We start from the raw sequence: 13666 nt of genomic DNA on the forward strand, positions 1-13666 counted from the left end.
GTTCACCTACCGCAAAATCACCTGGACCCACGAAGTATCCGGTACTTCGGGTTCCGATGACTGGCGTGCTCCAGTCGTTTAATTACGGCTGATCGCTTCACACATCGGCCAGCTCTGCTGGTCGATGTTGTTTACGCCCCTCCAGAATTTCGCGTACGTTGAGCCGCTTTTGCGGCCGTCGACGAGCGCCGCTGTACAGCACGAGGAACAACGGATGTTCGCGCCGGCCAATGAAACTCACTTTGCCCTGACCATCGAAGGTCTCTCCGCCGACTTTCAGGTGTTTACCCTGCAAGGCCGGGAAGCCATCAGCCAGCCTTTTGTCTTCGAGGTGGAACTGGTCAGTGAGCAGCCGTCGCTGGACCTCGAAACCCTCCTGCACAAACCGGCCTTCCTGCAACTGTCGCCCGACGGCAGCGGCATCCACGGCCAGATCTACCGCGCCGCGCAAGGCGACTCGGGCAAACGCCTGACCCGTTATTCCGTGACCCTGCGCCCGCAACTGGCGTACCTCGCGCATCGGATCAACCAGCGCATCTTCCAGAACCTCAGCGTGCCGAAAATCATCGGCATGGTCCTCGAAGAGCACGGCATCCAGAGCAACGCCTACGAATTCCAAACCCACTCGATCTACCCTGAGCGCATTTATTGCGTGCAGTACGACGAGTCGGACCTGCACTTCATCCAGCGCCTGTGCGAGGAAGAAGGCATTCACTACCACTTCCAACACAGCGCCACCGCACACAAACTGATCTTCGGCGATGACCAGACGGTGTTCCCGAAACTCAAACCCGTGGCCTATCAGCAAGACTCCGGCATGGTCGCCAGCGACCCGGTGATCAAACGCTTCGACCTGCGCCTGGAAACCCGCACCAGCCGCACCACGCGTCGCGATTACGACTTCGAAAAACCGCGGATCACCCTCGAAAGCGAAAACCGTGGCGACGCCCTGCCCGACCTCGAGGACTACGACTATCCGGGCCGCTTCGTCGACCGCGAGCGCGGCAAACATCTGGCCAAACGCGCCCTCGAACGCCACCGCAGCGACTTCCAACTCGCCGAAGGCAAAAGCGATCAACCGTTGCTGGTCAGCGGCCATTTCCTCGCACTCACTGCGCACCCGAAAGCCAAGTGGAACGACCTCTGGCTGCTCACCGAAGTCCTCCACGAAGGCAAACAGCCGCAAGTCCTCGAAGAGTCGGTGACCAGCGACACCACCGCGCTGAAAGACGATTTCCACCAGGGCTACCGCAACCGTTTCCAGGCCACCCCGTGGGACATACCCAACCGCCCGCCCCTGCGCCACCCGAAACCGCGCATCCTCGGCAGCCAGAGCGCCGTGGTCACCGGCCCCAAAGGTGAAGAGATCCATTGCGACCAGTACGGCCGCGTCAAGGTCCAGTTCCACTGGGACCGCGAAGGCCAGGCCGACGACAAGACCAGCTGCTGGCTGCGCGTCTCCAGCGCCTGGGCCGGCGCCCAGTACGGCGGCATCGCCATCCCGCGCATCGGTATGGAAGTCCTCGTGACTTTCCTTGAAGGCGACCCCGACCAACCGCTGATCAGCGGCTGCCTGTACCACAAGGAAAACACCGTCCCCTACGAACTGCCGGCGAACAAGACGCGCACGACGTTCAAAACCCTGAGCTCCATGGGCGGTGGCGGTTACAACGAACTGCGCATCGAAGACAAGAAAGGTCAGGAGCAGATCTACCTGCATGCCCAGCGTGATTGGGACGAAAACATCGAGCACGACCAGAAGATTCGGGTCGGCAATGAGCGTCACGACACGGTCGAGAAGAACAGCTACACGGAATTCAAGGCCGAGGAACACCACACGGTTTTTGAGGACCGCAAGGTTGAAGCGCAGGCCAATGATCACCTGACGGTTGGGGTGAATCAGCACGTCAAGATTGGCACTGGGCAGTTCATTGATGCCGGGCAGGAAATCCACCTGAGCAGCGGCATGAAAGTGGTACTGGAAGCCGGCGCCGAACTGACCCTGATCGGCGGTGGCAGCTTCATCAAGATCGATGCCGGCGGCGTGACCATGAGCGGGCCGGTGATCAACATCAACTCAGGCGGTGGCCCGGGCAGTGGCACTGGGGCAGCGCCGTTGTTGCCGGGGCCGTTGAAGCAGGCGGATGCGGATAAGGCCGGACAGTTGCTGGTGCCGGCCTTGCGTCAAACCCTGCAACGAGCAGCCACAACGGCTCAGCCAGTCTGCGAGATATGCGAAAAACTGAAGGCGATGAAATGATCCCCGGTACCACACGTTATCTGCTTCTGGATGGAGCAAAGATCGAAAACCTTCCGGCCCGCGTATACAGCCTGGATGAAAATCCGATTGTCGAATGGCTTTACCACTCAACCCCCTTGCAAGAGGTGTTTGATGTCGGCCCTGCGCTGGTCGTCTTGCGCGCCAACACCGCACTCGAAAAAGCCTTCACTGAGGACTGGCAAAACGATGCTGGCCTGATCATCGAAAGTGATGCGCCCATTCAGCAATTGACTGAACATCTGCGCAGCCTGATCCATGTACGGGTGCCCGGTGATGCGTCAATGCTGTTTCGATACTACGACCCGCGAGTCATGCGCCATTGGTTGCCGCCCCTGAGTTCAGCTGAAAAAGATCACTTGATGGGACCGATCCGCCGCGTGCGTCTGCCGGCCCGAGAGGGTGAGCAAGAGCAGTGGATCGTTCGTGAGCAAGATCGCCAAAGTGCCCAGCAATATGCCGAGCGACCGTGGCTATACCTCGATGAGCAACAGTTGCAACAGCTCAATCAAGGCAAGCTGGAGCTGTTTGATCAACAGCTGCTGGAGCACGTCAACACCTACTTCCCTGATTGCCTGGCCCAGCGCTCGTCCACGGAGCAGCAGCAATGGGTAGTGCTCTGCCGCGAAGGCGCCGCCAGCCACGGTTACTCGGCGCCCAAGGAAGTGGCGCGCTGGTCGGCACTGGTTGCCGAGCATGGCACCGAGTTTCCGCGAGCACCTGAACATCAGGCCTACCGCGAGATTCTGCAAGAACCCACGCTTAACGCCACACAACGCCTGGATGCCTTGTTGGTAGAACTGCATCGCCATTGGCTGCTAACTGACAAGGAGTCTTTTGCATGACTGCCCAACCGCTCGATAAAAACCGCAATCTGGCCGCCGCTGATCAGGCTGCACAATGCCAGTTCCGCGACGAGGAACTGTCGAGCCCAGGTACCACCTGCCCGGCCAAACACCCGGAAATTTTCATTGTTCCCGCACGCTACGCGAAGGCCGAACAGGCCGCCGAACATGCTGACTTCAATCCTCCCAGCCCGACCAAAAGCCACCCGATGGCACTGCGTCGCCTGCGCGCAGGTTATGTCTACCTGTGGCACGCCGAAGGTCCCTTGAAACGCTACGGCGTAGGCGCAGATGGCCTGCTGGTCGAGCAGTCGCTCACCCAACCCCACGCCGAAATCGCCACAGGCGAAAAAGCCGGTATCGCCCTGAACAAAAGCACCGACGCCTGGATGCTCTACAGCGAAAGACCGCTGAGCAAAGACGCCTGCGAGAGCCTGAAAAAGAACGGCGAACGACGCAAACGCATGCGTCAGGTAGCACTCACCGAAGTCGCCAAGAGCCTGACAGCCAAACACTGCCCACCGCTCGAAAAAGCCCCGACACTTATCGCCGAGCTGATGCCCAAGGTACGTGATCAAGCCCTTGCGCATGATTATCAGCAGAACGGTGCGGCCCAGCGTGAAGACGTCAAAGAACAACGCAAAGTGGCAAAAGCCGCTCCTACTCAGGAAAACATCAAAGCTTACTCCGCCAGCTCGCAGTCCCTCCACGAACGCGAACAGGCAGCCAGTGCACAGCCACCGGGGAAACCAGCGGAAGAGCCCGGGACCTGGAGCGCTACACCCTGGGAAGTGGCACCCACTCAAGCCTGGCTGGATAAAGCCAAGAGTGAGTCGGCGCCGCTTTATGCGGTGTTTGCTGCGCTGGATGATGACTTGGGGGTGTTACGCGATATCAACCATGAGCAGGAATTGGTCGAGGCGGGCCATGAAAAATGGGTCGGTGATAACAACCTGCGCTTGAGCATCGGCGGATTCATTCGCAGCTTGATCACCGAAGACGGAGCCGAGTTGGCTGGCACACTCAGTTACCGCTACAAGGACCGAGACATCAAGCTCACGCCTGATCAAGGCCGGACCATACTCGATGCTCAGCACAAACTGGATGATCAACTCAGGGCAGAAACCCAGGCACGTCGATACGGCGGCCAGCCAAGTCGAACTGAAGCCACTGCGCGTGATGCGCGTATTGCCGAAATCGTGGCACCTGTGCGGGCCTTCATTCCGGCAGATTTGTACAACGAAGCGGAATACGTGGTGCGCGAGTACCGTGCCGAAAAACAGGCCAACCTCGACGACGACTTCCTCAGTGCCAAGGTGAGTAAGTACATCGATCTTGAGGCGATGAACACCTGGCTCGACACCACCGCCCCCACGCATTTCAAGCAGATTGAACAGCGACATACAGTACTGTTTGAGGATCGAGGCTCGTACCTCAAACGCTCAGACAATGGCACCTGGTTTGTCGACTACAACGACCTGGAAACGCGGAACTGGTTGAGCGAAATGGCCACTGGTTGCCTGACCGCCCAGTGCATTCGTGCGAAGGGCGCCGAGCAATATGCCGACTATGTGCGAGCGGCCGATGGCGGTGCACTGACGCAACTGTTCCGCGCATGGGCGCCTTCGATCGATGCGGGTATTAACAACACAACCCGTTTGGGCGAGCTAATGGCAGCGCTCGAATCCGATAACGTCACCGCGACCCGTCAGGCACTTGCACCACTGACTGCACCGATTCTGGATGACATCGCCTCCATGGCCCGTGACGCTAAAAGTGCATGGAGCGTGCTGGTCAACCGTATGGCGGCATCGCTGCTGCTGCTCAAAGGCGCGAAGACTTTCAGTAGCGCCTGGCTCGGCATATTGATTGCTGCTCGCTTGGGCAGCGATGTGCGTTTACAAGCTGTGAGCGAAGCTGGCCGACAGGTATGGAAGTTGCTGGGTCAAAGTGCCGAAGGGCTGACGCAATGGGCTAATACCACCGGAAAAGCCATTGGTGCAGGGCGCGTAGCAGGTATTACCAATTCCAGCTTCGTAACCAGCAGTGGCGGGGTCGTACCACTCGCGGCGTTGCTGTTGAATACGTTCAATGCGAGTAACTATTTGAGCCAGGCTGGGAAGCTGGAGGGAATGGACGATCAGCGGGTGAATGACACTATTTCGGCGTCAATGTACGCGGCAGCGGCGCTGGTGGCGGTGATTGATAGTCAGGTGCGGAAGGGGTTGGGAGTTAAGGAAATTGGTAGAGGTCAAACACTAGCGCCAACCCTTACCTTATTTGGAGGGGTGATCGGTGGATTATCATTTGCCGCGGCTGTTAACGAGTACAGGTCTTTGCAAATACAATTGGAGAGTGCACAAACGCATATTGATCCATGGCTGACAATTCGTAAGACCGTGGTGGCTGGGCAGATCACCGCCTACGGCGCCCAAGCGCTACTTGGAGTAGCTCAGACCGGCAGAGCCTTGGCCGGTCTCATAGAAGTCGAAGCCGCCATCATGCGTTATTCGTTGTGCATGGGCCCGCTGAACTGGGTCATTTTCATTTTGGGCGCGCTGTACCTGATCACCTGGTTTTTTCAGCAGACGCCGATGCAAAACTTCCTCAACTTCTGTTGCTGGTCAAAAGAGCGGGCAGGCAATCTTGATCCTATCGCGGCCAAGGCACAGCAAGACGAACTCAATCTGCTATACGGCATTCTGTACACACCTCGAGTTAGCATGGAAAGCCGCTCTGTGATGGTCAGTTCCAGTGGCCCTTCCGGACTGGCCTCTCAAAGCGACATCATCTCACTCACCATCGACTTGCCCGGAGCCGAGCCTGACAGTGCTTACCTCGAGCTGAGCATGGCGGGCGATCCGGTCGATACTCAGGCGTCTCGCGACCTGATCAAAAACAGCCCGTACTCCGCCTACAAACCACCGCGTCCGTGGCGTGATCTGGCAATGCTCTGGCTGAAGACCAGTACCTGCAAATGGATACCTTTCCAAGAGGGTCAGGGCTTGCGCCTAAGTGGAGCGTTCCAGCCCGTCTCGAACGTCTTTAGTACACTGCCGAGCACGGTGTCTCTGCGATTGCGATATCGCACGCCATTGATCGCGATGTTGGGCGGCGAAAATTTTGTCGGTGGTGCACGTGGGGTAGCCTTTACCCTGAGTGATAACACCGGGGTAATTGCCCTGCGGGATGATCCGACACCTGAACTGGATCGTGTGCCAAGCTACGCGCTCGGCGATCAGAAACCCGAGTCGATTTACCTGCAACCCAAGGAACAGAAATGAGTACGCCACCGGCAGGCACCACAAAAAAACGGTTGTTTTCGCGCAACGACTATTTAGCGCCGCTACCCATTCCAACCGGTGAAAAACCCTGTGATGTGCTTAACACCATCTGGCGAAAAAACGAGGTTTTTCTCGACATCGGAAACTACAGCATCGGTTCAGCCGTGATGGTGATCTGGCCGATGGTCATGCTTTTTGCGCTTTTGAGTTACATCACGCCTGACCCTCTGATATGGGGAGGGGGATTAATTATCGTGGGTATCCCAATCTTGTTTGTGATCCAGGGCCTATTCCGCGATGTCCCCCTACCCGTGCGCTTCAATCGGCAACGTCGTGAAGTATGTGTGCCGCGAGAGAATGGCGAATATTGGCTAGTGCCTTGGGAAAGCGTCACAGCGGCAGCGACGCAACATTCCTCGGTGAGCCAGGCAGGTAAAGCCACCATGGGCTTACTGTTCATCGGCTTTGAGAACCCAGACCCGCACGCCGAAGAAGACAACAAACATTTTTCATTCGGTTTCAACTGTGGCGGTGGCACCACGGCCATGGCCTTGTGGGAGTGCACCCGCAGTTATATGGAGGTAGGGCCGGACGCCGTACCCAATAGCCGAGTGGGTATTACCCCCTACGAAAAATCGCAAATCGGTTCGCTCATCATCGATCTGCGTAAGGGAGACCTGATAGGTGTTGTATGGGGGATATTCTGCATCACGATTCTGGGAACCTATTTCGCGGAAAAGCTGCAGAACTTGAAACTGTCTTACCCACCCGATCTGCTCTACCCCGACATCATCGAATGGTCAAAACCCCTGCCGCCCGAGCAATGGGCCAAACGCTCCCCAGAACTGGAAGAAGCTATCGCCAAGCGTGAAGCCGAATTAGCCGCCCAGACAGATCAAGCATTAGCTTGATGATGAGTAGCGGGACTTACAACCCAAGGAAGCACATGAGTACGCCACCGGCAGGCACCACAAAAAAACGGTTGTTTTCGCGCAACGATTATTTGGCGCCGTTGCCCATCCCCACGGGTGAAAAACCCTGTGATGTGCTTAACACCATCTGGCGTAAAAACGAGGTGTTTCTCGACATTGGTAATTACAGCATTGGCTCGGCGGTGATGGTGATGTGGCCGACGATGATGCTCTTTCTGGGGCTTGCCTTTGCGTTTAGAAATATCTCCCCCGATCTCAGTGTATTTATTCTTGTGGGAGGAGGAATCATTATTGGTGTACCCGCGCTCTTTATTGTTCAGGGCCTATTCCGCGATGTCCCCCTACCCGTGCGCTTTAATCGGCAACGTCGTGAAGTATGTGTGCCGCGAGAAAATGGCGAATACTGGTTGGTTCCTTGGGAAAGCGTCACGGCGGCAGCAACGCAACATTCCTCGGTTAGCCAGGCTGGTAAAGCCACCATGGGCTTGTTGATCATCGGCTTTGAGAACCCAGATCCGCAGGCCAAAGAAGACAACAAACATTTTTCATTCGGATTTAACTGTGGCGGTGGCACCACGGCCATGGTCTTGTGGGAGTGCATGCGCAGCTACATGGAGATTGGGCCGGACGCCGTACCCAATAGTCGAGTGGGTATTACCCCCTACGAAAAATCGCAAATCGGTTCGCTCATCATCGATCTGCGTAAGGGCGACCTGATAGGTGTTGCATGGGGGATATTCTGCATCACGATTCTGGGAACCTATTTCGCGGAAAAGCTGCAGAACCTGAAACTGTCTTACCCACCCGACCTGCTCTACCCCGACATCATCGAATGGTCAAAACCCCTGCCACCCGAGCATTGGGCCAAGCGTTCGCCAGAGTTGGAAATAGCTCTTGCCAAGCGTGAGGCGGAACTAGAAGCACAAATCGCATAACTGTCTTCGGCAACCGGAATACCTGAGTCCACCTCCATCAACAAAGGCTCACCCCGAAAGTGCAACATCCAAGCTACTCGAAACAAAAGTGAAGGCATGACCTTACCCGACAGCCGCAAAGGATCGCTTTCACCCTCGGGCTCAGTACCGAAACAGATAGCGAAAAACGCCAACACAAAAAGCCAGTAAAAATCGGACAACCAAAGCCAGGATGCTTGTATGAATACCAGTGTAGAACCCCGCCCCCCATCAACGGCCTACCATAGCGACTCTAAAGCTCCCCTCCCCCCTCCAAAATGGGCTGAAGACAACAACCGCTCTGGTGGCTTCGATACTCATCTTGCATTCGGAAATTATGCTTACTTAGAGCCGGAGATGGAGGTCACCACTCAGTTGCAAGCCGACGAGGCCAACATACTTCAGCATCAGAAAGAGCGGGGATATAAAGAAGAGGTTTACTGCGACGCAAGGAGCTGGCGTTTTCAGAACTCGAGTAAAATTCCGCATTTTCTTTTCGTCAGTAAACTCATGTGCCAACCCTTCGCTACGATTGCATGGGGAATGGGTATAACAGTTGCTTTTTTACCTACGACCTGGAGAAAAGATATTGAAGCGTTTTATGTACTGTGCTCATCGCTAGTAACCGTAGCAATCGCCATTTTCGCGTTGGCCTTATTTATGGATGGAAAAAAAACTGTCCATCGCATCCAGCTATCCGGATTTTTCATTCTCTCGGCCATTGTCTATTGGAAAGAAAAAGCACTTTTTGGAGACAGTGACCTTCATCGGACACTGTGGATAGGCGCCTGCCTTTATTTCATGGGTGCAATCGGTATCGACGTCCTGCTCTTTTTGCATAGCAAAATCAGTGTCTATGACGGCAGTGAGTTCAATCGAACGGATGGCATGCTGAGGTTTAAAAGACGTTTCCGTCGAATGTTCGTTGCGCCCTTTGAAGAGTTCGATCCTGTCTTGCAGCTCCTGCCAAGTGGTTACGGTTCTCATGACTATGCCCTGTGGTTGCATCATCGCTACACCGATAACAAGATCTGCCTCGCCGTCAAACTTCACGCGTTAGGGCTCGATCGAAATAATGCCTTGGCCTTTTGGGATTGCCTGCAACGCTATATGGATATCACGCAACCTCTACCTGACTTGCCAGTGCTGGAACAGAGCCGTCATCTCGACCCAACAACCGTAATTCACGATGCCAATACCGGTCGTAATCCTCGGCGATGGAGAGACCAGGCGCGCAGGGGATGGATTGCAGGTGGCCTGAAGACGCTGAGCAAGCAGCTCGAGGAATACCCATGGCAATCGCAGCCCTGCATCGTGAAAGCGCGGATTGATCGTTCCTTGACGATTGAAGCTTATTACCGCGCTCAAGAAGCCAAGGGTATCTATGCATCTCCAAAAGCTGATGATTTTGATGACGTACATCGCCCGTGACGGGGTTACTGACTGCCAGTCGTACTTACCGCTATTACGCCAGTGACTTATCCCACAGGCAGAAAAACAGAGAGTTTCGTTGAAAATATGGATATTTTAAGTTCTGAACCGCTCCACTACGGTCCAGCCGCATTCGATAGCAGCAAAATTCCGTCCCAACCCCGTCACAAGTGGCGGGAAGACTCAAACCGCTCAGGCCTTTTTCGGACGACGCTGCGTTGGGGTAATTATGCAAACCTGGAGCCCTGGCAAGATGTCAGCGCTCAACTAAAAGTCGGTATACATAACTTACCGCCTCAAGAAAACAGCTCTGAACTCTATATAAATCATCAGCGCTGGACTTTCGAAAGGTCAAGTATATTTTTGACGCTTGCGCCGTTCTTGAAATGGTGGTCCATCGCATTCTTTCCATGGATATTATGGCAGCTTGCAATGATTGGAGCACTTTCAAATCTATTCGATGAAATCACAGCCTCCAAGGGCGTATATATTGCCATGTCGCTAGGAATATTCTTAGTAGCGATCACACTCATTTCGTTTGGATTAAGTGCATGGATGACATGGAGAGACAATCCAAAATACAAGCAGTACTTATCATTGCTGCTCATTGAGTTTTCTATAGCTCTCACCTTGTCCCTTTTCTACTCCGACATCAAATCAGACGGAGTTTCGCCATTATGGCTAAGCATCTCCATGGTAGTAATTGCATTTATGGGACTAGTCGGGTGGGACTGGATAGCTGACCGTTACTTCAACTTTCTTAGATCTGCGGGAAATGAATTCAACAGAAAAACCGGAATGCTCACCATCTCTCGTCGATTCCGCTCAGCCTTCACAGCACCATTCTATGAGTTCGATGCGACCATGGAATTTCGGCCAGGCCCGTACGGTAGCAGTGGCACGGCTATCTGGTTACATCATCGATACTACGACTTTGAGATATTCCTCGGCGGGAAAATTCAATCGCTGGGAATGAGTCGTGAAGAATGCATGGCTTTCTGGGATACCTTACAGCGCTACATGGACGTAAGTCAGCCACTACCGGAATTACCATTCCTGGAACAATTCCGTGATCTAGACCCCGCCACTTCGGCCCATGACAAACTCTCCAACCGTAATCCAAACCGCTGGCGTGAGACGAAATCCAGAGTCTGGGATCGCACCATACTGCCCGGCATGATGAAAAAAAACCTGGATTACCCTTGGCAGAATCAAGGCTGCGTTCTAATGGCTAAAATCGACCCGACATTGACCATTGAAAATTATTATCACGCTCAAGAGGCTAAAGGCATTCACTCAACGCCCAAGGCAACTGATTACGATGATATCCATCGTGGTTGAACATGAACGCGTTAACGGAACCCGCATCTGGATTACTCACCAATCACGAGCACAAAGATGAGCATTATTGCGACCTACCTGATGCTTTTCACGCTGACATTTCCCGCTGTTTCTCAAGCAACCGATACCACCAGTCCGCTCCCACCCGACGTATCCAGCTTCACCAAAAACCGAGACAACTGCGACACTCTAAGAGGAGAAATCCCCGAACCTGATCCGGCAGCCCTAGACAGTCTCAGCCAGGTTATCAGCGCCATCAATCAAGTTTGCAAGGGCACGGACAAGCAATTGATGCAGCTAAAGAACAAGTATTCGACCGACGAAAACATCATGAAGAAACTATCGAGTTACGAAGAACGCATCGAAGAAGACATGAGCCTTTAAACCCCGGCCACCTGAACACTCATGCCCCTCAGTGCCTGCGAGGTGAAGATTGAAATTCAACGACACGTTCATCAACCGGACCGAACGCTTCACCCTCGGTATCGAAACCATCACCGGTGCACCGTACCTTTCCATCCCGGTGAGCAACCGTTTGGTAGATTACGAGGAGTACTACGAAATCAGCAGCGACTCTTACGAGCTGTTCCTGAACGATCCATCCGCCGCATCAGATTTTGCCGAGCGCTGCCGCAACCGCGAGGAAGACCAACGATTAATCCTGAAGCCCGGATCAGATCGCGGCGTTGCTTCATAAGTACATTCGCAGGCAGCATCGTATTCACTTAGCCATAGCAGGACCCTCGCCAGTGACGGCCACTTTCCAACACGCTTTAGATCACCATGAAATCGCGGATTTCTTCAAAGGCAACGGGATCTACTTTGCCCGAGGCTGTGACTGGGGCGATCACTTGCATATAGGCAACTGGCAAGGAATGTGCGCGGTGCTGAAGCATCAGGATTCAGCGCAACAACAGCTGACCCGGCTGTTTGAGGAGTACGTTGCAAGCCTCGATCAGAACTACGTCGATGCGGAAGGTTTGCTGTGCAACATCACGGCCTACTACATCCTGCGCAAAAAGAACGCGTTTCTCTACGCAGGGGGTTATGACCTGATCGCCGACCTCGATGAAACCAGTCAACAAACCATCGGGGCGCTGTTCAGATTGCTCCGGGTAATCTATGACAAAGAAAACGCAGACCTCCCGAAGTACTCGTTCGACCAGGAACTTGAAAGACTGAAAAGCCACGGTTGTACCATCGAGTTCGAAACGCTCTAACCCGAAGAATTGGAAATCCCATGAATAAACGTCAGATCACGCTCGCCAACGGCTGGACGGCCACCTTTGAAAACTGGGGCGAGTTCCGCATGGGGGCGGAGGGCTGGGGCTTGGTTCTGCAGGGGCCGGACGACAGGACTATTAAGTACTTCGCTGACCAGATCATTCTGGTCAACGATGAGGATGGCACTCAGGCCAGTTCGTGCATTCGGCTCTCAAGCGACGGTGTGTACGGCTACTTGAGTGCAGCGATTAATCATTGCTGGGTGATCGACTTTGCGCGGGGCATGATCGCGCCCCATCGAGCGAGCATCTATCACTACCATCACGCCTACGACGAGAGCATCTCGCATTACGAACAGCCGGCGTTCAAACGTGAGCGGCAATACATCAGCGTGGTGGGCATGCACATTTATCTGACCTTCCCGCTGACTCGGGACGAGGATTTCCCCAAGGTTTGGGACGAGTATCTGTCGATCCGCCGACGCCAACTGGACGAGTTGTATTTCAGGAACTGATCATCGTCGGCGCGCATGCTCGGTACAGCATTCAGACGCGCCCTACCCGATCAACTCGTCGGCCACTTCATACTTGACCACCACGCGATTGCGATAAAGCAGTTCCCGAGTCACCAACTCGCCCACCTGCCCCTTGTTTCTCACTTCTCGCCAGATCTCGTTCTCGCGGAATACCCGCCCCGCTTCCCGCACAAACCGATGCGCCTCCTGGAATACGTGGTAGCGATAGGCGCGCACTTGATCGCACAACAACTCCCCTTCGAGTTGCGTTGCCCCGACATGCAGCTTCAACTGAAAGTGGCGATCCGTCGGGTTGTGCAGCACCAGGTCGATGTAGTTATAAAAAATCGCTGCGCCGGAGCCGAACGGCAATACCCGGCCCTCATCGGGGAACGGATCGAAGCTGTGGTTGGAGCGTTCCACCACCACCAGCGGCGAGTGAATGGCCATCCAGTGAATCAGGTTGCTCAACTGGCAGATGCCACCGCCCACGCCGGTCCGGGCCTCGCCGAAAGACAGTTCCATGCCTTCGACGTATCCGCGTTTGCGCGTCGGTTGGCCGACGAGGCGGCAGAAGGAGAAATATTCGCCGGGGGCGATGATGACGCCGTCGATGGCCGCGACCGCGAGTTTCAGATTGATGACTTTGTTGTGTTGCAGGGCAAGGTCGGAGTCGCCGAGTTTGCGGATCAGTTTCGAGGTGTGTTTGAGGTAACGGAACGGCAGACGTTCAGCGGCAACCGCAGGCCGCGCATAGCGTTTGCGCGAGCAGTGCCAGGCGATTTGACGGAACAGCCTTTTTTGCCGCACGCGCAGCCAGTACAGGGCCGGATGGTAGAGGGAAAGTGGTTTCATCCGTGACAC

12 protein-coding genes and 1 pseudogene are annotated in these 13666 nt (G+C 54.9%); 12 read left to right on the forward strand and 1 reads right to left on the reverse strand.

Annotated elements, in window-relative coordinates; translation table 11 throughout:
- The 12 genes and pseudogenes from ACIONG_RS10820 to ACIONG_RS10875 form a co-directional block, all read left to right on the forward strand.
- Nucleotides 1-82, forward strand: a pseudogene (locus tag ACIONG_RS10820) (type VI secretion system tube protein Hcp); the annotation flags it as partial.
- A gap of 132 nt (nt 83-214) precedes the next feature.
- Complete coding sequence (tssI, locus tag ACIONG_RS10825; RefSeq protein ID WP_401299082.1) at nt 215-2260, forward strand: type VI secretion system tip protein TssI/VgrG; 2046 nt, start codon at nt 215-217, stop codon at nt 2258-2260.
- Nucleotides 2257-3123: a DUF4123 domain-containing protein gene (locus tag ACIONG_RS10830; protein WP_401299085.1), complete on the forward strand. Its 867-nt coding sequence runs from the start codon at nt 2257-2259 to the stop codon at nt 3121-3123. Before tssI ends, ACIONG_RS10830 begins: the two co-directional genes overlap by 4 nt.
- Nucleotides 3120-6407: a toxin VasX gene (locus ACIONG_RS10835; protein WP_401299088.1), complete on the forward strand. Its 3288-nt coding sequence runs from the start codon at nt 3120-3122 to the stop codon at nt 6405-6407. Before ACIONG_RS10830 ends, ACIONG_RS10835 begins: the two co-directional genes overlap by 4 nt.
- A complete protein-coding gene (locus tag ACIONG_RS10840) occupies nt 6404-7318 on the forward strand; it encodes a hypothetical protein (protein ID WP_315445667.1) in 915 nt (304 codons plus the stop codon). The genes ACIONG_RS10835 and ACIONG_RS10840 overlap by 4 nt, the downstream gene beginning before the upstream one ends.
- A gap of 35 nt (nt 7319-7353) precedes the next feature.
- Nucleotides 7354-8274 carry a hypothetical protein gene (locus ACIONG_RS10845; RefSeq protein ID WP_401299091.1) on the forward strand — a complete coding sequence of 307 codons (921 nt, stop codon included), beginning with the start codon at nt 7354-7356 and terminating at the stop codon, nt 8272-8274.
- Between the two features lie 819 nt (nt 8275-9093).
- Entirely contained in the window at nt 9094-9723 is a 630-nt protein-coding gene (locus ACIONG_RS10850; RefSeq protein WP_401299284.1) for a hypothetical protein, read from the forward strand.
- A gap of 42 nt (nt 9724-9765) precedes the next feature.
- Nucleotides 9766-11064, forward strand: a complete 1299-nt coding sequence (locus tag ACIONG_RS10855; RefSeq protein WP_401299094.1) for a hypothetical protein — start codon at nt 9766-9768, stop codon at nt 11062-11064.
- A 57-nt stretch (nt 11065-11121) separates the two neighbouring features.
- A complete protein-coding gene (locus ACIONG_RS10860; RefSeq protein ID WP_401299097.1) occupies nt 11122-11448 on the forward strand; it encodes a hypothetical protein in 327 nt (108 codons plus the stop codon).
- A gap of 49 nt (nt 11449-11497) precedes the next feature.
- Nucleotides 11498-11761, forward strand: coding sequence for a hypothetical protein (locus tag ACIONG_RS10865; protein WP_401299100.1), 264 nt, complete (start codon nt 11498-11500; stop codon nt 11759-11761).
- A 52-nt stretch (nt 11762-11813) separates the two neighbouring features.
- Entirely contained in the window at nt 11814-12284 is a 471-nt protein-coding gene (locus ACIONG_RS10870) for a hypothetical protein (RefSeq protein WP_401299103.1), read from the forward strand.
- Between the two features lie 20 nt (nt 12285-12304).
- Nucleotides 12305-12802, forward strand: a complete 498-nt coding sequence (locus ACIONG_RS10875) for a hypothetical protein (RefSeq protein ID WP_213028223.1) — start codon at nt 12305-12307, stop codon at nt 12800-12802.
- Nucleotides 12803-12844: 42 nt separating this feature from the next.
- Here the strand turns inward: ACIONG_RS10875 and ACIONG_RS10880 are convergent, their stop codons facing one another.
- Entirely contained in the window at nt 12845-13657 is an 813-nt protein-coding gene (locus ACIONG_RS10880; RefSeq protein ID WP_315445673.1) for a VanW family protein, read from the reverse strand.
- Between the last annotated feature and the right edge of the window lie 9 nt (nt 13658-13666).

Source organism: Pseudomonas sp. NPDC087817 (genome assembly GCF_044742875.1).
In the GTDB taxonomy this organism is placed as follows: Bacteria; Pseudomonadota; Gammaproteobacteria; order Pseudomonadales; family Pseudomonadaceae; genus Aquipseudomonas.